General features: G+C 68.7%; 18 protein-coding genes. 7 read left to right on the top strand and 11 right to left on the bottom strand.

Annotated elements, in window-relative coordinates:
- Window positions 1-71: 71 nt before the first annotated feature.
- From Q8L83_RS11550 to Q8L83_RS11535, 4 genes are all read right to left on the bottom strand, one after another.
- Window positions 72-959, bottom strand: a complete 888-nt coding sequence (locus tag Q8L83_RS11550) for a hypothetical protein (protein WP_305287071.1) — start codon at window positions 957-959, stop codon at window positions 72-74.
- An 11-nt stretch (window positions 960-970) separates the two neighbouring features.
- Complete coding sequence (locus Q8L83_RS11545; protein ID WP_305287069.1) at window positions 971-1,204, bottom strand: BolA family protein; 234 nt, start codon at window positions 1,202-1,204, stop codon at window positions 971-973.
- Window positions 1,205-1,297: 93 nt separating this feature from the next.
- Window positions 1,298-3,157 (bottom strand): monovalent cation:proton antiporter-2 (CPA2) family protein, encoded by a 1,860-nt coding sequence (locus tag Q8L83_RS11540; protein ID WP_305287067.1) that lies wholly within the window; start codon window positions 3,155-3,157, stop codon window positions 1,298-1,300.
- A gap of 115 nt (window positions 3,158-3,272) precedes the next feature.
- Window positions 3,273-4,196, bottom strand: a complete 924-nt coding sequence (locus Q8L83_RS11535; protein WP_305287065.1) for an NAD(P)/FAD-dependent oxidoreductase — start codon at window positions 4,194-4,196, stop codon at window positions 3,273-3,275.
- A gap of 104 nt (window positions 4,197-4,300) precedes the next feature.
- On the opposite strand from Q8L83_RS11535, the gene Q8L83_RS11530 reads away from it, so the two are divergent.
- Window positions 4,301-4,738, top strand: a complete 438-nt coding sequence (locus Q8L83_RS11530; protein ID WP_305287063.1) for an Rrf2 family transcriptional regulator — start codon at window positions 4,301-4,303, stop codon at window positions 4,736-4,738.
- A 166-nt stretch (window positions 4,739-4,904) separates the two neighbouring features.
- Here Q8L83_RS11530 and Q8L83_RS11525 read toward each other — a convergent pair whose 3' ends face one another.
- On the bottom strand, window positions 4,905-6,191 hold the full coding sequence (locus Q8L83_RS11525) for an MFS transporter (protein ID WP_305287061.1): 1,287 nt from the start codon (window positions 6,189-6,191) through the stop codon (window positions 4,905-4,907).
- A gap of 14 nt (window positions 6,192-6,205) precedes the next feature.
- The gene (locus Q8L83_RS11520; RefSeq protein ID WP_305287058.1) at window positions 6,206-7,132 is read right to left on the bottom strand and encodes an SDR family oxidoreductase; all 927 of its coding nucleotides are present in this window, start codon (window positions 7,130-7,132) and stop codon (window positions 6,206-6,208) included.
- Window positions 7,133-7,304: 172 nt separating this feature from the next.
- Here Q8L83_RS11520 and Q8L83_RS11515 point away from each other — a divergent pair, with 172 nt between their 5' ends.
- Together Q8L83_RS11515 and Q8L83_RS11510 are read left to right on the top strand one after the other, a co-directional pair.
- The gene (locus tag Q8L83_RS11515) at window positions 7,305-8,237 is read left to right on the top strand and encodes an AraC family transcriptional regulator (protein WP_305287056.1); all 933 of its coding nucleotides are present in this window, start codon (window positions 7,305-7,307) and stop codon (window positions 8,235-8,237) included.
- A gap of 74 nt (window positions 8,238-8,311) precedes the next feature.
- A complete protein-coding gene (locus Q8L83_RS11510) occupies window positions 8,312-9,307 on the top strand; it encodes an LLM class flavin-dependent oxidoreductase (protein WP_305287054.1) in 996 nt (331 codons plus the stop codon).
- Here Q8L83_RS11510 and Q8L83_RS11505 read toward each other — a convergent pair.
- Complete coding sequence (locus Q8L83_RS11505; protein WP_305287052.1) at window positions 9,304-10,092, bottom strand: SDR family oxidoreductase; 789 nt, start codon at window positions 10,090-10,092, stop codon at window positions 9,304-9,306. The genes Q8L83_RS11510 and Q8L83_RS11505 overlap by 4 nt on opposite strands.
- A gap of 98 nt (window positions 10,093-10,190) precedes the next feature.
- On the opposite strand from Q8L83_RS11505, the gene Q8L83_RS11500 reads away from it, so the two are divergent.
- Window positions 10,191-10,742: a TetR/AcrR family transcriptional regulator gene (locus tag Q8L83_RS11500; protein ID WP_305287050.1), complete on the top strand. Its 552-nt coding sequence runs from the start codon at window positions 10,191-10,193 to the stop codon at window positions 10,740-10,742.
- Window positions 10,743-10,751: 9 nt separating this feature from the next.
- Here Q8L83_RS11500 and Q8L83_RS11495 read toward each other — a convergent pair whose 3' ends face one another.
- A complete protein-coding gene (locus Q8L83_RS11495; RefSeq protein ID WP_305287047.1) occupies window positions 10,752-11,156 on the bottom strand; it encodes a VOC family protein in 405 nt (134 codons plus the stop codon).
- 81 nt (window positions 11,157-11,237) lie between these two features.
- On the opposite strand from Q8L83_RS11495, the gene Q8L83_RS11490 reads away from it, so the two are divergent.
- Window positions 11,238-11,990 carry a ZIP family metal transporter gene (locus Q8L83_RS11490; RefSeq protein ID WP_305287045.1) on the top strand — a complete coding sequence of 251 codons (753 nt, stop codon included), beginning with the start codon at window positions 11,238-11,240 and terminating at the stop codon, window positions 11,988-11,990.
- 39 nt (window positions 11,991-12,029) lie between these two features.
- On the opposite strand, the gene Q8L83_RS11485 is transcribed toward Q8L83_RS11490, so the two are convergent.
- The gene (locus tag Q8L83_RS11485) at window positions 12,030-13,265 is read right to left on the bottom strand and encodes a serine hydrolase (RefSeq protein ID WP_305287043.1); all 1,236 of its coding nucleotides are present in this window, start codon (window positions 13,263-13,265) and stop codon (window positions 12,030-12,032) included.
- A gap of 194 nt (window positions 13,266-13,459) precedes the next feature.
- Between Q8L83_RS11485 and Q8L83_RS11480 the strand changes: the two genes are divergently transcribed.
- Window positions 13,460-13,873, top strand: a complete 414-nt coding sequence (locus tag Q8L83_RS11480) for a CinA family protein (RefSeq protein ID WP_370868387.1) — start codon at window positions 13,460-13,462, stop codon at window positions 13,871-13,873.
- 67 nt (window positions 13,874-13,940) lie between these two features.
- On the opposite strand, the gene Q8L83_RS11475 is transcribed toward Q8L83_RS11480, so the two are convergent.
- Window positions 13,941-16,922, bottom strand: a complete 2,982-nt coding sequence (locus Q8L83_RS11475) for a TonB-dependent receptor domain-containing protein (protein ID WP_305287041.1) — start codon at window positions 16,920-16,922, stop codon at window positions 13,941-13,943.
- Between the two features lie 139 nt (window positions 16,923-17,061).
- Here Q8L83_RS11475 and Q8L83_RS11470 point away from each other — a divergent pair, with 139 nt between their 5' ends.
- The gene (locus tag Q8L83_RS11470; protein WP_305287039.1) at window positions 17,062-17,793 is read left to right on the top strand and encodes an IclR family transcriptional regulator; all 732 of its coding nucleotides are present in this window, start codon (window positions 17,062-17,064) and stop codon (window positions 17,791-17,793) included.
- 51 nt (window positions 17,794-17,844) lie between these two features.
- Here Q8L83_RS11470 and Q8L83_RS11465 read toward each other — a convergent pair whose 3' ends face one another.
- The gene (locus Q8L83_RS11465) at window positions 17,845-19,653 is read right to left on the bottom strand and encodes a DUF885 family protein (RefSeq protein WP_305287037.1); all 1,809 of its coding nucleotides are present in this window, start codon (window positions 19,651-19,653) and stop codon (window positions 17,845-17,847) included.
- Window positions 19,654-19,696: the final 43 nt, after the last annotated feature.

Below are 19,696 nucleotides of genomic sequence, written 5' to 3'. Positions count from 1 at the left end.
ACGGCCTTTCGATGGGGTCAGAGTCTTGAGGCACAGAGCTAGGGAGGCGCCGCCCCCTGGTCAATAGCCGCTTATGCCGAGCGGGCGTCCGCCGGGGTGTCGATCCGCGCCATTTCGATCTGGGCGGCGAGGCCTGTGGGCAGTTCGCGGTCGGGCACGGCGGCCAGGCGTTCGATCACTTCGGGGCGGTGGGCCTCGATCTGTACGCAGGCCAGGGCGGGTTCGGTGAGCGCATAGGCCAGGCACAGCTCGTCGGCCGCCCAGTTGCGCGTCTCGTGCAGGAAGGCGTAGGCGCCGACGGTGGCGGCGCTGGGGCCAGCCCGCCGGAACAGGGCCGTCTTGGCCGCGATCTGGGCCGGCGGCCGGCACAACTCGGGCGGGAAGGCGTCGAAGCCGGTGATCGACATGTTGAGGTGGGCGGCCTCGCGGATGCGGCGGCGGATGCTCCATCCCGAGGTCAGGTTGAACGGCGAGGCCAGGGCGTCGAAGGCGCCGGTGGCGACCGCCTGGTCCACCAGGGCGCCCACGCCGGCCACACCGATCTGCAGGGCGAGGCCCGCGGCGCGGAGATCGTCCAGGGTCGCGGCGCCCTCAGGCGTCAGGGTCGCGTAGGCCGCCTCGTCCAGGGTCAGCAGGTCGAAGTAGCCAGCGCCGGTCTGCCCCAGGCCCTGGCGGACGGCCTCCTGCAGGTAGCGGGCGTCGGTCGGGGTGCGCCCATCGCCGATGATCCGCCAGGCGACGAACAGCAGGCGGCGTTCCACCGCTTCCAGGGCGTCGCGGAAACCCGCCGCCAGGGGGGCCACGCCGGCTTCGAGCTCAAAGGCGTTGATGCCGCACTCCATGGCGCAGACGGCGAGGGTCCGCCAGGCGCCGGCCGGCTGGCTGCGTCCGGTGTCGCGCAGCAGGAGGCTCAGCGCCGAGACCGCCTTGCCCGAGATGCCGAACGGCCGGTAGCGCATGGCTCTGCGTCCTAGCCTGGAACCGAGGTCTCAAGGGCCAGGGCGTGCAGCTCGCCGCCCATCTTGCCCTTGAGGGCGGCGTAGACGAGCTGATGCTGGCGCACCCGCGGCAGGCCCTTGAAGGCGTCCGAGACAATGCGCGCGCGATAATGGTCGCCGTCGCCGGCGAGATCTTCGATCGCGATTTGGGCGTCCGGAAAGGCCTCGCGCAGGGAGGTTTCCAGATCGGCCTGGGTCATGGGCATGGGGGCACGCTCTCTTCCAACAGGGTTTATGGGGCGAAATGGGTTAACGCCCCCATAGCGCAGGGGGCTCCGGGCGGCCGTGGCGAGAGCGGCCTAGGCCGTGGGCTCGGTCTCGCGATTTGCGGCCTTTTCAGCGATGAGGCCGGCGGCCTCGGGATTGATCGCCTGGGCCTCGCGGCGGGGCTTGGAGAAGGGCGTCGGCTGCGGCGTCACCATGTTGCCGCGCATCATGCCGCGGCCGGCTTCGATGCCGCCCACCAGCTGCGCCTCGAACCGTTCCTCGTCGCTGCGACGGACCTCGGCCATGGTCTCGGCGGCGTCCTCGGGCTCGACGCCGAGGTCGAGCAGCAGGCGCTCGCCCATGGTGAGCGCCGACTCGAAGGTCTCGCGGATCTGGAAATCCACCCCGGCCTGGGTCAGGCGCATGGAATGGCCGCGGTCATAGGCCCGCACGAACAGCTTGGCGTGGGGGAATTCGGACTTCACCAGCTCGACGATGTGGTCGGCCACCTCGGGCTTGTCGACGCCGACCATGATCGCCTCGGCGGTCTCGGCGCCGGAGGCCCGCAGCACGTCGAGGCGCGCGCCGTCGCCATAATAGACCTTGAAGCCGAAATTGGCGGACGCCTGGATCATCTCCACGTCGTTCTCGATCAGGGCGATCTCGAAACCGCGGGCCAGCAGGGGCTGGCTGACCACCTGGCTGAAGCGGCCAAAACCGATCAGCAGAATCTGGCCGCGCAGGCCGTTGGCCTCTTCCACCCCGTCCATGGAGAGCTTCAGGCGCGGCGTCAGGCGGTCCAGCACGATGATCACCACCGGCGTCAGGGCCATGGAGAGGATGACGATGGCGGTCATGATGGCGCTGGTCCGCGCATCGATGACGCCGCCAGCCAGGGCCGCCCCATAGAGGACGAAGGCGAACTCGCCGCCTTGGGCGAACAGGGCCGCCCGCTCGATCGACTCCCGGGGGCTGGCCCGGAAAAGGCGGGCGATGCCGTAGATGCCCGCGGCCTTGATCCCCATGAAGGCCACGACCCCGCCGGCGATCAGCATCCAGGACTCGGTCACCACGGCGAGATTCAGCGACATGCCGACGCTGATGAAGAACAGGCCGAGCAGGATCCCGCGGAAGGGCTCGATGTCGGCTTCCAGCTGGTGGCGGAAGGTGGACTCCGACAGGAGGACGCCGGCCAGGAAGGCGCCCATGGCCATGGACAGTCCGCCCCAGTCGAGGAACACGGCCGACCCCAACACCACCAGCAGGGCGGCCGCCGTCATGATCTCCCGCGCGCCGGTGCGCGCCAGCAGGCCGAAAAACGGATTGAGCAACCAGCGGCCGGCCGCCAGCAGGGCCGCCAGGGTGCCGATCGCCATGAGGATGGAGAGCCAGATTGGCCGGCTGGCCTCGACGCTCTGCCCAGACACCGAGGCCAGCACGGCCACCAGCGCCAACAGGGGCACGACGGCCAGGTCCTCCAGCAGCAGGATGGACACCGCGCGCTGGCCGGCCGGGCTGGCCGTCTGGCCCCGCTCGTCCAGCATCTTCATGATCACGGCGGTGGAGGACAGGACAAAGCCGCTGGCCCCGATCACCGCGGGCACGAGGGGCAGGCCCGCCAGAACGCCCAGACCCGACAGCAGGGCGGCGCAGATCACTACCTGGGCGGCGCCGAGGCCGAAGATCTCCCGCCTCAAATTCCACAGCTTGGCCGGCCGCATCTCCAGGCCGATGATGAACAGGAACATTACCACGCCGAGCTCGGCCACATGCAGGATGGTCTCGGGTTCGGAGATGAAGGCCAGGCCGAACGGACCGATCACCAGGCCCGCCGCCAGATAGCCCAGCACCGAACCCAGCTGCAGCCGCCGGAACAGCGGCACGGCGATCACCGCGGCGCCCAGCAGCACCACGGCGTGACCCAGGCTCAGTCCGCTTGCTTCCGTCGCCATGGGGGGCTCCTGTTCGACTCGTGGGTCATAGCGCCAAGGTTGCGGGGTCTTGTCCAGCCGCCCGGCGCGTTCGCCCGCTCATTGGCCTCCTCATGGCCGGGCTTTGACCGGATGGCTAGAAGATTAGCGACTGGTGGGCGCCGATCCCGGCCATGACGCCGGCGGCCGAGGCCAGGGTGGCGTTGTGCATGGGGCTGGCGGCGTCGCCGGCGCTGTAGACGCCCGGCACGGTGGTGAGCTGACCGGCCTCGAGCTTCACGTGCTGCCCGGTCATGCCGTCTTCGAAGGCGCAGTTCAGCTGGGCTGCGAGCGGGCTGGCCGGCGCCGTCTGCGGCGCGGTGAAGATGGCCTCCAGCGCCACGCTGCGGCCGTCGGCCAGGCGCACGCCTGAGATGGCCAGGCCTTCGCCCAGCACCTCGACGATCGCCGTGGTCTCGACCGCGACGCCTCGGGCGGCCAGCTTCGCCGCCAGTTCTTCGTCCACGGCGACCATGCCCTGGGTGAAGAAGGTGGTCGGCCCCCAGTCGGGCAGCATCAGGGCCTGATGGCTGGACATCGGATGGTTGGCCAGCACCCCGATCCGCCGGTCACGCACCTCATAGCCATGGCAATAGGGGCAGTGCATGACGCTTTGGCCCCAGCGCTCGGCCAGGCCCGGGATGTCCGGCAGGGTGTCGGCGACCCCGGTGGCCAGCACCAGCCGGCGGGCGGCGTGGGCCGCGCCAGCCTCCAGAACCACCTCGAACCGGTCGAGCTCGCCTGTGGCGGAGGTGGCCTGGCCATGGATGAAGTCCACGCTCGGATAGGCGCTGAGCTGGCGCAGGGCTTCGCGCATGATGGTCGCCGGCGCCACGCCGTCCTGGCCGAGGAAACCATGGGAGGCGTCGGCGAAGCGGTTGCGGGGGTGGCCCGCATCCACCACCAGGATCGGCCGCCGCGCCCGCGCCAGCTGCAGGGCGGCCGACATGCCGGCGAAGCTGCCGCCGATGATGATGACGTCATAGGACATGGGAAACTCCTGATCAGGGGTCACGGCCATCTCGCCGCTCTAGAAGTTACATGATGGGGTGCGGAAGTCGTTCACGCAACTCCTGTTGTTTCGAGAATTATGGCCTATGGTTGAGGGCCAACCGGAGAGCCCCCATGCGAAGCGACAGCCGCCTCTCGCGCATGCTGCACGCCCTGATCCACATGGACCGCCACGACGGCGCCATGACGTCCGAGCACCTGGCCCAGATGCTCAACACCAACGCCGTGGTGGTCCGCCGCACCATGGCGGGCCTGCGCGACCAGGGGATCGTGCGCTCCGAAAAGGGCCACGGCGGCGGGTGGGCGCTCAACCGCACCTTGGCGGAGGTGAGCCTGCTGGACATCTACCGCGCCCTGGGCGACCCGCGCCTGTTCGCCATCGGCCTGGCCGACGACGACCCCCGCTGCCTAGTCGAACAAGCCGTCAACGCCGCCGTCGCCGACACCCTGGCCGCCGCCGAGGCCCTGGTCATCGCCAAGTTCGGCGAGGTGACGCTGGCCGACATCGCGCGGGATTTCGACGGGCGGTTCGCGGCGGTGGTGACGGGGTAAGGGGGCGGGGGAAGCCTGAGGCTGGCCGACCTGTCCTGTCGCCAACCTCAGTCAGCGATCAGGAGAGGCCGCCATTGGCCAAGACCACCTGTCGATCCATCCGCCATCTCCCGAACCCACAGCGGTGATGAGGTTGGCCACGTCCTCAGGTTTATCGAATGTCCCCTCAGGTCGAATATGAGAAGCGTGGGGCGTTGACGGGCGCGGCGCGTAGCTGGGCTGAAATGCGCTGGTCGGCGATCAGGCAGGCCAGACCAGACAGGGCGACGCCGACGGGGACGATCAGCAGGCCAAACCCCAGGCTGTTGGTGAGGCCCGTAGCGGCCACTGTGTCGCTGATCATGCCGACGATGACGGGGCCAAGGGCTGGCCCCAGGAGGCCCGAGGCGACCATCATCAGGCTGGAGGCCAGGGCCTGGCGACCTGCGCCGGCGACGAGATGCGCCGCGCCAAAGGCCGAGGGCAGGAGGAAGGCGAAGGCGAACATGCCGGGCACGAACAGGGCGATCGACATCCAGCCCTCCGGCGCGAACAGGCCTGCGGTCAGCGCCGGGGCGGCGATCAGCAGGGCGAGGGCCGGACGGCGCAGCACATGGCCTGTTCTGGATTGGGCGGCGCGGTCGAAGGCGCGACCCCCGAGCAGGGTCCCAAGGACGCCCATCAGACCCTGGAGCAGGCCGAAGGCGAGTCCGACCTCGCCGGCGGTGAACCCATGCGTGCGGATCAGGAAGGGGGCGGAGAAGGCGTAGAAGGGGGCCGTGCCGAAGCCAATGGCGACGCCCCCGGCTAACAGCCAACGGAAGCCGGGCGCGGCGGCGAGCCGGAGCGCTGAGGCGAGGAACGGCTGGTCGTCTGCCTCGGCGCGAGGCAGGGGCGGGGTCGGCCGGATGACCAGCAGGGCGAGCAGGGCCGCCAGGCCGCCGGCGGCCCCGAACCCGACCAGGGCCGTGCGCCAGCCCAGGGTGTCGGCCATGGCGCCGCCGGCCGCAAAGCCGATCATGGTTCCCAGGGGAATGCCCATGGAGAAAAGACCGATGGCCAGGCCGCGGCGCTCAGGGGGGACGAGGCGGGCGATCAGGGCGTGACCGGAGGGGATGGCCCCGGCCTCGCCGACGGCGACGCCGAACCGGGTGAGCGCCAGGAACAGGAAGCTTGCCGCCATGCCCCCAAGCGCTGTCATCGCGCTCCAGACCCCCAGGCAGATCAGCAGTACAATTCGGGGCGAGCCGCGGTCGGCGGCGCGGGCGAGGGGGAGGGACAGCAGGGTGTAGCAGACGGCGAAGGCGACGCCGGTCAGGAGACCGATCTGGGTGTCCGATAGCGACAGGTCGGTCTTGATCGCCTCGGCCAGGATAAACGGCAGGATGCGGTCGATCTGGCCGAGGGCGTTGATCAGGACCAGGGCGGCGAGGAGCGCGAAGAGGCGCCAGCCACTGGCGTATGGCGTCTGCATGGGATTGGAATCTGTCATGACTGGCCCGGGAATCTGACGCCGGTCAGGTCTTCCGAGACCTCCCACAGGCGAACGCAGGCGGTCTCGTCCGTCGCCGGCCGGGGCATGCGGGCCTTGGTCGGAAAGCCATTCAGTTCGGCGAATCCGTCCGGGCCGTAGTAGGCGCCGCCCTCGGCCGCCGACGCTGTCGCTGCGAATAGCTGCGGCAGGGCGCCCTGGGGCGCGGGCTGGAACATGAACCACAACAGGGCGCGCAGGGTGCGCCTGACACGGGTCGGTCCGCCCGGCGCATTGTAGAGCAGCCTGGTGCGCGAAATGCCTGGATGAGCGGCCATGCTGGCCACCCCCCAGCCACGGTCCTGGCTGCGGCGCTGCAGTTCCTGGGCGAACATGAGGCAGGCCAGCTTCGACTGGGCGTAGACAAGCATGGTGTTGTAGTCTTCGCGCGCTTGCAGGTCCGAGAAGTTGATCCGCCCCTGTCGCGCTGCGACGCTCGACACCGTCACGACCCGCGCCTGCCCCGCATTCATCAGCAGCGGCAGCAGCAGGGCGGTCAGGGCGAAGTGGCCCAGATAATTGGCCCCGAACTGCAGCTCGAAGCCGTCGGCTGTCTCCATCCGGCGCGGCGGCGTCATCACCCCGGCGTTGTTGATCAGCAGGTCCAGCCTCTGGATCTGGTCGCTTAGGCGGCCAGCGAGCGCGGCGACCGAGCCAAGGTCGCCCAGGTCCACCGCCTCGAACCGGACCAGGGCTGAGGGGGTCTCGTGCTTGATGCGCGCGATGGCTTCGGCTCCCGTCGCCGGATTTCGGCTGGCGAGAATCACCTGAGCGCCCGCGCGGGCCAGCGCCCGGGCGGTCTCAAAGCCCAGACCCGCGGCGCCGGTCACAACTGCGGTTCGGCCCCTCTGCGGCGGGATGTCTTCGGTGGTCCAACGGCTCATGAGAGGCTCCGACTTCAGGACCGCCAGGGCGGTCGTTTGAGGCCCTCAAGCTCGTTCGCCTGGCCGCAAAAGCGAATGTCGGATACGCCGCGTTTTTTGCCTGAAACTCCAGGTCGCCTTGCCGGCGCCTGATCAAGGGCGTAGCCCTTGGATCGCGAAATGGGAGGATGAGATGGCCAGCCGACTGACTGACGCGATCGCAGGAGTCCTTGACCGGCAAGGGGTCGAGAATGGGGGGATCGAGACGGACGTCCCAGGTCTGCGGCTGATCCGCACCTATGGCTGCGTGCCGCCGCGGCACATGACCTATCGCCCTTCGCTATGCCTGATCGCCCAGGCGGCCAAGCGGGTGATGATCGGCGACAGCACCCTGACCTACGGCCACATGCAGTCCCTTGTCATCACGGTTGAGGTGCCGGTGCTCAGCGAGATCATCGACGCCACGCCGGAGAAGCCCTTCATCGGCGCCACTCTGGCGCTTGATCCGGACATCATTCTCGATGTGGTCACCCGAATGGAGAAGGCCGCCCAGCCCCGCGGCCCCGCCGGGCTCGGCCTGGTGGTCGAAGAGGTTGATGAGCGCATCGGCGCGGCCATGCTGCGCCTGATCGAGCTGGTCGAGCAGCCGGCCGCGATCGACATCCTCTATCCCGGCGTCATGCGCGAGATCGCCTATTGGCTGATGACCAGCCGCGCGGCGGCGAACGTCGCCCGGATGGTCCTGCCCGAGGGACCGCCGCAGCGGATCGCCGTCGCCATCCATCACCTGCGTGAGCACTTCGATACGCCGCTCAGTGTGGCCGAATTGGCGGGGCTCGCGGGCCTGAGTCCCTCGGCCTTCCATCAGCACTTCAAGGCGCTGACCTCCATGTCGCCGCTGCAGTACCAGAAGCATCTGCGTCTTCTGGAGGCTCGGCGCCGCATGCTGACCGAAGGCGAGCGGGCGGGGCCGGCCGCCTTCTCGGTGGGCTATGAGAGCGTGTCCCAGTTCAGCCGCGAGTACGCCCGGATGTTCGGCGCCCCGCCACGGCGGGAGACCCAGCAGGCGCGCGCGAGCCTGGCAGGAAGCCGGGAAGACCCCGCAGCGCTCACCGCAGCCCTGTGAGTTCCCGGTGACCGGCGCCTGATGCTCTTCGCCCACCCCGAGCAATCCCGCTGCGCCCACCTATATACCCCTCCATGATCCCGATCTCCGTTCTCGACCTTTCGCCCATCGTGCAGGGCGGCAGCCCTGGTCAGTCGCTTCGCGACAGCCGCAACCTGGCCCGCGCCGCTGAGCGGCTGGGGTTTGCGCGCTACTGGATGGCCGAGCACCACAACATGACCGGCATCGCCAGCGCGGCGACCGCCGTGGCGCTGGCCTATGTGGGGGAGGGGACCTCGACGATCCGGCTGGGGGCCGGCGGCGTCATGCTGCCCAACCATGCGCCGCTGATCATCGCCGAGCAGTTCGGCACACTGGACGCCCTCTATCCGGGGCGGATCGACCTGGGCGTCGGCCGGGCGCCGGGGACCGACCAGGTCACCGCCCGCGCCCTGCGCCGCAACCTGGCCGGCGGCGTCGACCAGTTTCCGCAGGACGTCATGGAGCTGATGGCTCTGCTGGACGACGCGCAGCCGGGCCAGACCGTGCGCGCCGTGCCGGGCGTGGGCTCCAAGGTGCCGGTCTGGGTGCTGGGCTCGAGCCTCTATGGCGCCCAGCTGGCCGCGGCGCTGGGCCTGCCCTACGCCTTCGCCTCTCACTTTGCGCCGGCCATGATGGACCAGGCCGCCCAGATCTATCGGCAACAGTTCAACCCCGCCCAGCCCGGCGACCAGCCGCGCCTGATGCTGGCCCTCAACCTGGTGGCGGCCGAGACCGACGCCGAGGCGAAATATCTCTTCACCTCGCTGCAGCAGGCCTTCGTGAACCTGCACCGGGGCCAGCCCGGCCCCCTGCCGCCGCCGATCGAGGATGCGGAAGGCGCGCTGGCCGGCACGGTGGCGCCGGGCTCGCCGCTCTCCAAGGCGGTGGTGGGCGGGCCTGAGACCGTGCGCGCCGGCCTGGCGCGGTTCGTGGCCGAGCATCGCCCCGACGAGATCATCATCACCGCCCAGATCTTCGACCAGGCCAAGCGTGTCCGCTCCCTGGAGATCGCCAGCCAGGCCCGCGACGCCCTGGCCGCGGCGGCCTAGGCCGTCTGGCGATAGCGAGCGGCGGGCTCGATCTGGCCGAAGCCAGGCAGCATGGCCTGGCGGGCGGTATGGAAGTCGTCCCAGAGGCCCCCATTGTGCAGGGGCGGAATGGTGATCGGCTCTCGGAGATCGAACCCCGCCAGGGCGGCGTCCACGAGGTCTCCCACCTCCATCAACGGCGGCAGGTTGTCGGGGGTCACGCCGGACCGGCTCCAGATTTCGGTGCGGGTGCCGGCCGGAAGTACGGCCTGGACGTAGACGCCCTTGGGGCCAAGCTCGAGGGCGAGGCCCTGCGACAGGAAGAGCACGAAGGCCTTGGTCGCCCCATAGACCGAAAGGCCGAATTCGGGCGCCAGACCCACCACGGAGCCGATATTGACGATGGCGCCTTCGCCCTTTTGCGCGAAACGGGGCGCGACGGCGTTCGCCAGGCCTGTCACGGCCGACACGTTCAAGGCGATGAGCTTCAGCACGTCCGCCATCGACTGGTTGGCGAAGCCGCCGCTCAGGCTGGCGCCGGCATTGTTGATCAGCACGCCGATGCGCTCATCTGCGCGCAGCCGGGCGGCGACCGCCTCCAGATCCTCGCTGCGGGTCAGGTCGGCCGGGGTCACCTCGATGGACACGCCGGTCTCGTCGCGCAGCCGCTCGGCCAGGGCGTCCATACGCGCCGTGTCCCGCGCGACGAGGATCAGGTCATGACCTCGACGGGCGAAGCGATCGGCATAGGTGGCGCCGATGCCGCTCGAGGCGCCGGTGATCAGGACGGAAGGCAGGGCGGGCATTGGGAATCTCCAGGGTCGTCGGGCTTAATCATGATAACTATCATGAATGTTGCCAAATATGATGGCCATCATGTAAGTGTCAATGGTGGAGAGCGTCGATGAAAGTCAGCCGAGAGCAGATGCAGGCCAACCGCCTGCGTATCCTGGACGCCGCGGGGCGGCTCTTTCGTGAGCGGGGTTTCGCGTCGGTCAGTGTGGCCGAGGTGATGCAGGCCGCTGGCCTTACGCACGGGGGCTTCTACGGCCACTTTGCATCCAAGGACGACCTGATCGCCCAGACCTTGGCGCACATTTCGGAGGGGGGCGAGACGACCGGGCAGGGTCTTGACGCCTTCCTGGACGGCTATCTGTCGCCCCGGCATCGGGATGGCGTGGCGCAGGGGTGCCCCATGGCGGCTCTGGCCGCCGATACGCGGCGCCAGACGCCCGAAGCTCGAGCCGCCATGACCGACAGTCTCCGCTCGCAGATCAGCCGGATCGCCGCCTCGATCTCGTCTACGGATGCGCCGCAGGCCCGGCAGAAGGCGATCGGCCTCTGGGCCTCGATGGTCGGCGCGGTCATCCTGGCGCGAACAGCCGACGACGAGGCGCTGTCCGACGAAATTCTCAGCGCCACGCGGGCCTGGATCGGGGACCGTGCGGCGGATTGAGGCTGCGCCCTAAACCGCCGTGCTCACCTCGTCATAGCCGCGGTTGAGGAACTGGATCAGGCAGAGGCCGTGGCCGAAGGGGTCGGCGAGCAGGGCGATCCTGCCCCAGACCTCGGTGCGCGCCGGCTGCTCCAGGGTGGCGCCGGCGGCGAGGGCGCGGGCGAGGGCGGCTTCGAGATCGTCCACCACCACGTCCATGTGGACCGGCGTCCAATGGCGGCCATAGTGGCGGGGCTGGTCGCCGGCGCCGATGGAGCCCTCGGGCTTTTCCAGCAGATAGAGCCGCACGGGCAGGCCCGACAACTCCACGCCGCCCTGGCCGAACCGCCGCGTCGGCGTCAGGTTGAGCGCCGCCACATAGAAGGCCTCGGCGCGTTCAAGGTCGGGCACATCGATATTGACCAGAAGATCCATGGCGCAGCCCTTCTACCGGAGCATGGGGCGTCAAGGATCGCCCGATCTGGTCGGGTCGGCCACTGGAAATAAGGAGCAGAGATGCTGGAGGCAGGCTTCTGGGGCCTTGTCGGCGGATCGGCCCTGATGGTCGGCGCGCTCCTGGCCTGGTTCCTCGACCTGCCCAAGCGGCTGATCGCCGGGGTCATGGCGGCGGGGTCCGGCGTGCTGATCTCGGCCGTGGCCTTCGACCTGATGGACGAGGCCTTCACGCAAGGGGGACTGGCTGCGGCAGGCGGCGGGTTTCTGGGCGGCGCCCTGGCCTACACCCTGGCCAATATCGCGGTCTCCCGCGCGGGCGCCCGGCATCGCAAGCGCTCGGGCTTCAATCCGGCGGAGTCGCAGCCCGCCGCCACGGCGAACGGCGGGCTGGCCATCGCCATCGGCGCCCTGCTGGACGGCGTGCCGGAGTCGGTGGTGATCGGGGTCAGCCTGCTGGACGGAACCGGCGTCAGCCTGGTGACGGTGGCGGCGGTCTTTCTGTCGAACCTGCCCGAGGGTCTTTCGAGCGTGGCGGGCATGAAGCGGGCCGGGCGTTCGGCGCGCTATGTGTTCGGCGTCTGGGGGACCATCGCCCTGGCTTCTGGCGCAGCCGCGATGTTGGGCCATGCGGCCCTGGCCGACGCGCCGCCCGAGGTGATCGCGGCGGTCACCGCCGTGGCGGCGGGCGCCATCCTGGCCATGCTGGTCGACACCATGATCCCCGAGGCGACGGAGGAGGCGCACGAGGCCTCGGGCCTCATCGCCGTGGCGGGCTTCCTGTTCGCCTTCGTGCTGTCGAAGCTGGCCGAGTGAGCGGCGGGGCCGACCGAGGCCGGCCCCGCGCGCGCGACCTCAGTCGGTGATGGCCGAATAGATCAGGCTCTTGAGCTGGCCGCGGAAGTTGAAGGTGCCCGACGGCATCAGCTGGGTCATGAAGACCAGGGTCAGGTCCTCCTTGGGATCGACCCAGAAGATGGTCGAGGCCGCGCCGCCCCAGTAATAGTCGCCGACGCCCAGGGACCCGGTCTCCACCTGGCCCATGGTCGAGGCGAAGCCGAGGCCGAAGCCCACGCCCTCATTAGCGGTCTCGGAAAAGGCGCCAATGGCCAGCTGGGTCAGGTCCTTGCCGCCGGGCAAATGGTTCATGTGCATCATTTCCAGGGTGCGGGGCCCCAGGATCCGATGGCCGTCCAGTTCGCCGCCGCGGCGCAGCATCTCGGTGAAGCGGCCATAGTCGGCCACCGTGCCGGTCAGGCCGCCGCCGCCGGACTTGAAGCCGGGCTCGCGGACGAACTGGCTCTCGCCGCCGGGATCGTCGATCAGCTTCAGCTTCTTGTCGGGCCCGCGCTGATAGTTGGCGCAGAAGCGCTCGATCTTGTCGGGCGTGACGTGGAAGGCGGTGTCGACCATGCCCAGGGGCTCAAAGATCTCTTCCTTGAGGAACTGGTCGAAGGGCTTGCCGGAGATGATCTCGACCAGGGCGCCGCAGACGTCGGTGGCCAGGGAATACATCCAGCGCGTGCCCGGCTGATAGAGCAGGGGCACCTGGCCAAGCTTGTCCATGAACTCCTGCATGGAGTCCGCGCCGCCCACGGAGCGCACCTTGAGACCGCGGTAGATCTTGTCCACCGGATGCTGGACGCCCACGCCGGGCAGGCCACCGCCATAGGTCAGGCCACTGGTGTGGCTCAGCACGTCGCGGAAGGTCACCGGCCGGTGCGGCGCCTCGGTGACCAGGTCGTCGCCCTCGCCGGACACCCAGACGCGGTGGTTGCGCCAGGACGGCACGAACCGGCTGACCGGGTCGTTCAGCTGAAAATGGCCCTGCTCGTACAGCATCATCAGCGCGACCGAGGTGATCGGCTTGGTCATGGAATAGATGCGGAAGATGGCGTCGTCGCGCATCGGCTTGGCCCGCTCCAGGTCCATGGAGCCGAAGGCCTTCTCGTAGGCGATGTGGCCGTGGCGGGCGACCTGGACCTGACAGCCGGCGATCTTCTGCGGCTCGATATAGTTGCGTTGCAGGTGGTCGGCGATGCGGTCCAGACGCGTGGCGTCCAGGCCCGTCCATTGTGATTGGGCGTCCATGTGAAAATCCTCCCGAAAATCGCGGCGCTTCTAATTGACGCCATCATGGGCCGGAGACGGCTTGCGGCCAAGACGTTCGTCGCCGAGGCCTGCTAGGTTTGCGACGAAAACGGGAGTGAGACGAGCATGAGCAATCTGGCGGAACTGGCGGCGCAGGTGGGCGAGGCCTGAAGGCGGGCGGACAGAAGGTGGCGGTGGCCGAGAGTTCGTCCGGCGGTCTGATCTCGGCGGCCTTGCTCGCCGTGCCGGGCGCCTCGGCCTACTATCTGGGGGGCGCGGTGGTCTATACGGGCAAGGCGCGGATGAGCCTGCTGGAGATCCCGCGCGAGGCCGTGGCCGGCATGCGCTCGGCGTCCGAACCCTATGCGCTGCTGCTGGCCCGCACGGTCCGCGAGCGGTTCGGCGCCGACTGGGGCCTGTCGGAGACGGGCGCGGCGGGGCCGACCGGCAACGGCTATGGCGACCCGGCCGGCCACACCTGCATTGCGCTGTCGGGGCCTGTCGAGCTGGTCACCACCCTTCGCACCGGCTCGGACGACCGCCAGGCCAATATGGAAGCCTTCGCCGCCGCGGCGCTCGACCTGCTGCGCCGGGCGACGGAGGCCTGAAGCCTCCAGAGAAAAAGGGCCGGCCAGGCGGCCGGCCCTCAGGTGGGACCCTCGGTTCGGGGAAAGATCAGAACCGCTTGGTCACGTTCAATCGATAGGTGCGGCCCAGGGGGTTGGCGGTCGCCGGGTCATAGCTGAGATCGCGACGGGCGAAGGGCGGATCGGTGTCGAACAGGTTCACCACCGTGGCCGTCATCGTCGTCTCCCAAGGCAGCAGGACCCGGTAGCTCGCATCGGCGGTGACGAAGGCGTCCAGCTTCGCGCCCTCGGGCAGGGTGAAGCCGGCGACCGCGCCATTGGGACCGAAGATGTTGGTCCCGCCAAAGCGGCCATCGCGCACATCCTGCATGCTGTCGATGTAGCGCACGGTCAGACGCAGGTTGTGAATGTCCCGGGCGTACTCGGCAAAGACATTGGCCCGCAGTTCGGGGAACGAGCTTCCGCCCGCCGTGCCGCCGTGCGTTCCCGCCAGCTCCTGGGCGCCCTGCACCTGAACCCCTTCGATGAACGAGGCGGCGGAGTCGTATTTCAGCAGGTAGGAGCCATCGAGGCCAAAGGTCATCGCCCCGCCCCAGACATCATTGGCCCGGTAGGTGGCGGAGAAGTCGACGCCGGAGGTCTTGATGTCCGAGCCGTTGATGATCCCCAGCCGCACACGCTGGATATTGTTGGGCGCGCACACGCCGCTCTGGAAGGTGAAGCGCGCGACCAGCGCCGCGAGGGCGGGATCGACGCAGCCATTGGGCAGGGTCGTCGAAGCGCCGTTGGGGAAGATGGTCGAGAGCAGACCGGCGCCGGATTCAGCTTCGATCGTGTCCTGGAAGTCGAACGTCCAGTAGTCGACCGTGGCGTTGAAATTCCCCAGGCTGACGATGGCGCCGACATTGTAGGTATTGGCGGTTTCCGGCTTGAGGTCGGGATTCCCGAAGGTGTCGAAGGCCCTGTAGCCGCTGGTCTGGGTGATGAAGGCCTGGGTGGTGTTGGCGTCCGACAGCAGGTTGGACTGGGTTGGCGCGCGGAAGGTCGTGCCGGCCGAGCCGCGCAGGGCCAGCCAGTCGGTCGCCTGCCAGCGCAGGGCGATCTTCGGGTTGGTGGTCGAACCCACGCCGTTGCTGTGTTCCTCATGGCGAAGGGCCAGCTGCATGGAGAGGGCTTCGGTGATCGGGACCTGGAGCTCACCGAAGGCGGCCAGGACATTTCCCTCCAGGTCCTGTTCCGTCAGCGGGCCGAGGAAGCCGAAGACGCCGTTGCCGCGCCCGGTGACGCAGTTCGTGACGCCTTCCTCGGGGCAGGGATTGAGGGCGATGTTGTTGATGTCGTTGACGTCCCGGGAGAACCCGTTGGTTCGGTGCTGGGCGCCCAGCGCCCAGCCGACCGGGCCGGCGCCAAAGTCGATCGGCGCCTGGCCGTTCAGCACGGCGTCGATGACCGTGAGGGTCGCCTCGGACTGATAGCCATAGGGCTGGAACAGCCAGCGGCCGATCTCCTGGCTGTTGGCCTGGGCCGCCGGAGAGCCGGGCAGGTAGTTGGGATTGGTCTCGCCCGTGGCGGCGTTGGCCGCGATGCCGCTGGAGAAGGGGTTGTAGTAGAGGCAAGAGCCCACCCCCGGAACGCCGCCCTGCACCCCTGGCGTGGCGGGATCGGTGTCGCAGCCTGGGCCGCCAAGGCCGTTCAGAGCGTAATGGAGACGCGCGACAGGAATGTCGTAGGTGACGATGTCGCTGCGGTTGATCATGTGGGTGGCGGCGACGTCCCAGCCGATCCCGCCGCCAAACTCGCCGCTGAGGCTGGCGGAGAAGCGCATGCCCTCGAAGAAGCGCTTATCGGGCTTGGAGCCACCGGTCAGCGGATTGCCGCCAGCGCCATAGGGCCGCCACAGCAGAATATTGCCGGCCACGAAGCCCGAGCCGTTCACGGCGGCCTGCTGAGCCGGGGTGAGCTGACCAAACAGGCTGCCGGGCAGGCAGGCGGCGGTTCCCGCAGTCCCGCAAAGGCCGGGATTGCTGCGGGGGATGATGAAGGAGCCCGACGCCGCGCCCGGTCCGAACGCCTGGGTGGGCCCGTAGGAGGGTGAGGTCCCCTCGTGCGGCACGTCGTGGCTGGCATAGAGCGCCTCGGCGTGGAACCGCGTGGTCTCACCGAGGTCCCAGTTGAGCTGGCCGTAGACCTGATAGTGGTTTTCCGTCTCCACCAGATTGTTGAAGCGGCCGAACTGGAAATAGCAGCTCTGCGTCCCAGCGGCAGAGGTCACCAGGGTGTTGCCCAAGGTCTGGCAGGCCGGATCGACGATCCGTGTCGCGCCGGCGATATAGGTCCCGGGATTGCCGAAACCCGACCAGCTGCCGTTGGGATTTTCCAGATACGAATTGACCGCCCAGTCGCGCTCCAGCGTGTCGAGTTCGGACCGATGGCGATGGCCCACCGAGAGCAGGATGTCGCCCCGGTCACCCACCCATCCGTAGTTGGCGCTGAGGCTGTAGTCGCCGTCTGAGCCATCGATGTGGGTGTAGCTGCCGTTCAGCTCCAAACCGTTGAGGTCGCTGCGGGTGATGAAGTTGACCACCCCGCCGATGGCGTCGGAGCCATAGGTGGCCGCGGCGCCGTCCTTCAGCACTTCGATCCGGCCGATCGCGGCGGTGGGAAGGAGGTTGGTGTCCACGCCGCTGCCGCCGGGCGAACTCGTCAGGCGGCGCCCGTTCATCAGCACCAGGGTGCGGACGGCGCCCAGGCCGCGAAGATTGATGTTGCCCGAGCCAGTCGTCGCCTGGCTGGCGAACTGGTTGGTTTCGCCAAGGACGCTCTGAACGCCGGGGATGGATTTGATGACGTCCACCAGGGCGGGCGCGCCCTGCTTCTGAAGGTCCTGGGCGCTCAGCACATCGACCGGCAAGGCGGCGTCTTCCGGCGTGCCCCGGATGAACGAGCCGGTGACCACGACCTCGGTGACCTCGGTGGTCTGGGCGTTCGCCAGCCCGGAACTTGCGGCGAGGCTCGCACCGGCCAGAAGGGCGCAGGTCGACGCGCTGCGCAGGGACAGAGATCTCAACATGGCTTCCCCCAAAATTGACGCTCCACTCAAAAAACGGCGGATTATTTTGTCATCCTGGACGAATTCAAAAATGGAGTCTATCCATCGCGACATCGTTCCGATATTCAGAACAGACCACTCTTCCTGCGGGGCGAGCCTCATGGACACGACCGTCGCCAAAGCCTTCCTGGTTCTCGAGGTCCTGGCGCGCTCGCGCCGCCCCATGCGGCTGGCCGCGATCACCGAGGCCGTCGGCCTGCATAAGAGCAATGTCCACCGTCTGCTCAGCACGCTGGTGGAACTCGGCTATGTGGAGCGTGACCCGGAGACCACCCGCTACGCCGCGACCCTGAAGGCCTGGGAGATCGGGGTCAGCATCATCACGGCCAATGGCCTGCGCCGGGCGGTTTCACCCCATCTGCACAAGCTGCACGTCCTGACCGGAGACACCGCTCTGCTCGTGGCGCCGGTAGGCGACGAGGTGCTGTTCCTTGACCGCGTCGCGACCGCGCGCCTGCTGCGCTACACCCCAATGAACGGCACGCGGGCGCCGATGATCATCACCGCGTCGGGCCGCGCGTTCCTCAGCAGAATGGCCGACGCAAGGCCTGTGATTGAGCGCGGCCTGACGGCGAGCCCGGATACGGGCCTGTCGGTGGAGCAGCTCATGGCGGAGGTCGCCTCGGCTCGACGGCAGGGCTATGCGGTCAGCGCCGCCCTGACGCCAGGGGCCTTGGCGGTGGCGGCCGTACTGCCTGGGCCAGGCGGCGTCCCCGCCGCCGCCATCACCATTTCGGGGCCCCAGCGTCTCATGCAGGGCGATCACCTGGAGACGGTGGTCGAACACCTCCTCGACACCTGCGCGGAGATCGGCGAGGTCGGCGCGGGCTGAGGCCTGGGGCAGCCGGCCGGGTCGCCTCGCCCTTGCCGTGAACGGTCCCTCCTAGATGCTGCGCGCGGCGATGTGGCGGTCCACCACGCTCTCCAGCACGGTCAACGGCATGGCGCCCGACAGCAGGGTGGCGTCGTGGAAGGCCGGCAGGGCGAAGCGGTCGCCCAGAGCGGTCTTGGCCTTTTCGCGCAGGCGCAGCCAGGTGAGCTTGCCGACCATGTAGCTGCAGGCCTGGCCTGGCCAGACGCTGTAGCGTTCGATCTCGGTGGCCGCCGAGCTGGCAGGGCTGCCGTCGATCTGGGTCATGGTCTCGATGGCCTTTTCGCGGCTCCAGCGCCTGGCGTGCATGCCGGTGTCGACCACCAGGCGCGCGGCGCGGAACAGGGAGGCCTGGATCTGGCCGAGCTCGCCCAGGGGGTCGTTCTCATACATGCCCATCTCCAGGGCCAGCTGCTCGGAATAGAGCGCCCAGCCTTCGCTGTAGGGCGAGAAGCCGGCGATCTTGCGCAGCATGGGCAGGTCGGCCTCCTGCTGCAGGGAGCGCTGCAGATGGTGGCCCGGAATGGCCTCGTGATAGGTCAGGGTCTTCAGCGTCCAGCTGGGGTTTTCGGCCGAATCCCGCAGGTTGATCCAGTAGATGCCGGGCCGCGAGCCATCCAGGGCGGGGCGGTTGTAATAGCCCCCCGGCGCGCCGGCCTCGATGAACTTGGGCACCCGGCGAATCTCGACGGCGGCCTGGGGCAGGGCGCCGAAGGCCTGGGGCAGGCGAGGCGTGATCTCGGCCACCTGGGCGTTCAGGTCGGCGATCAGCTGCTCCTTGGCCTCGTCGGTGTCGGCGTAGAGGTACTTCGGGTCCTTGAAGAGGGCCTGGATCCGCTCCCCCACCGAGCCCTGGGTCAGGCCCTCGCCCTGGAGGATTACTTCAGCCCGGGCCGACAGGGCCTTGGCCTGCTCCCAGCCCAGTTCGTGGATTTCGTCGGGGGTCAGCGTCGTGGTGGTCGAGCTTTTCAGGGCGTCGCGGTAATAGGCCTCGCCAACGGGCAGGCGCCAGCAACCGGCGTCGTGGACGGCCTGGGGCTGCAGGGAGCGGACCCAGGCGATCTGGCGATCCAGGGCCGGGATGACCTTTTCCAGATAGATGGCGCTGGCCTGGCCGGCATAGTCGCCGTCGATCCCCTTGTCGCGGGCGCGGTCGGCGATCGATGTGACGAGCGGGGAGGCGGACGGATCGCCCTTCAGGCCTTCCATCTGGGTGAGCGCCCGCTCCAGGGCGAAGTCGGGCGGGATGACGCCGAGGCCAACGTCCCGGCGGCTGCGCTCGGTTTCCTGGTCCATGACCTCGGCGAACTGGGAGAGGCGGGCGAGATAGGCCTCGGCGTCGGCCTTGGTCTCGATGCCGTGCTGGGTGCCCAGGAAGTCCGGGACCGAGCGATAGGCGCCGTTCAGCTGCGAGATCACATAGGGATCGCCGGCGCCCGCGTCGCCGTAGGCATAGCGGCTATTGGCCTCGGCGTCGGCGCTGAGGGTGAAGAGCACCGCCTCATAGTGCGGGACTTCCGAAGGACTGAGGCTGGCCGGATCCAGGGCCCTGAGCTGTCCGAGATGGCGGGCGGTGCGGGCCTTGTCGGCGGCGAGATCGGCGATGGAGGCGCTGTTCAGCTGCGATTTGGCCGCCATCCGCGCGCCCTGATGCAGGCCAAGCCGCGTCACGCTTTGCGGCGAATGATCCAGCATGTCCTCGAACATCTGGTCGAACAGGGCCCGCAGACGCTGGTCCTGAGGATTGAGGGCCTGACTCCGGGCGCTGGTGGCCAGGGCCGTCGCCGCCGCGGCGGAGAAGAGAAACGTTCTGCGATCCATGGGCGAGCTCATAGGGAAGAGGCTGGGATTGGCGCCAGCCTAG

Source organism: Phenylobacterium sp., assembly GCF_030680185.1.
Lineage (GTDB): Bacteria > Pseudomonadota > Alphaproteobacteria > Caulobacterales > Caulobacteraceae > Phenylobacterium.
Note: the sequence above shows the minus strand (reverse complement) of the source record. Positions and strands in the feature narration are given on the sequence as shown.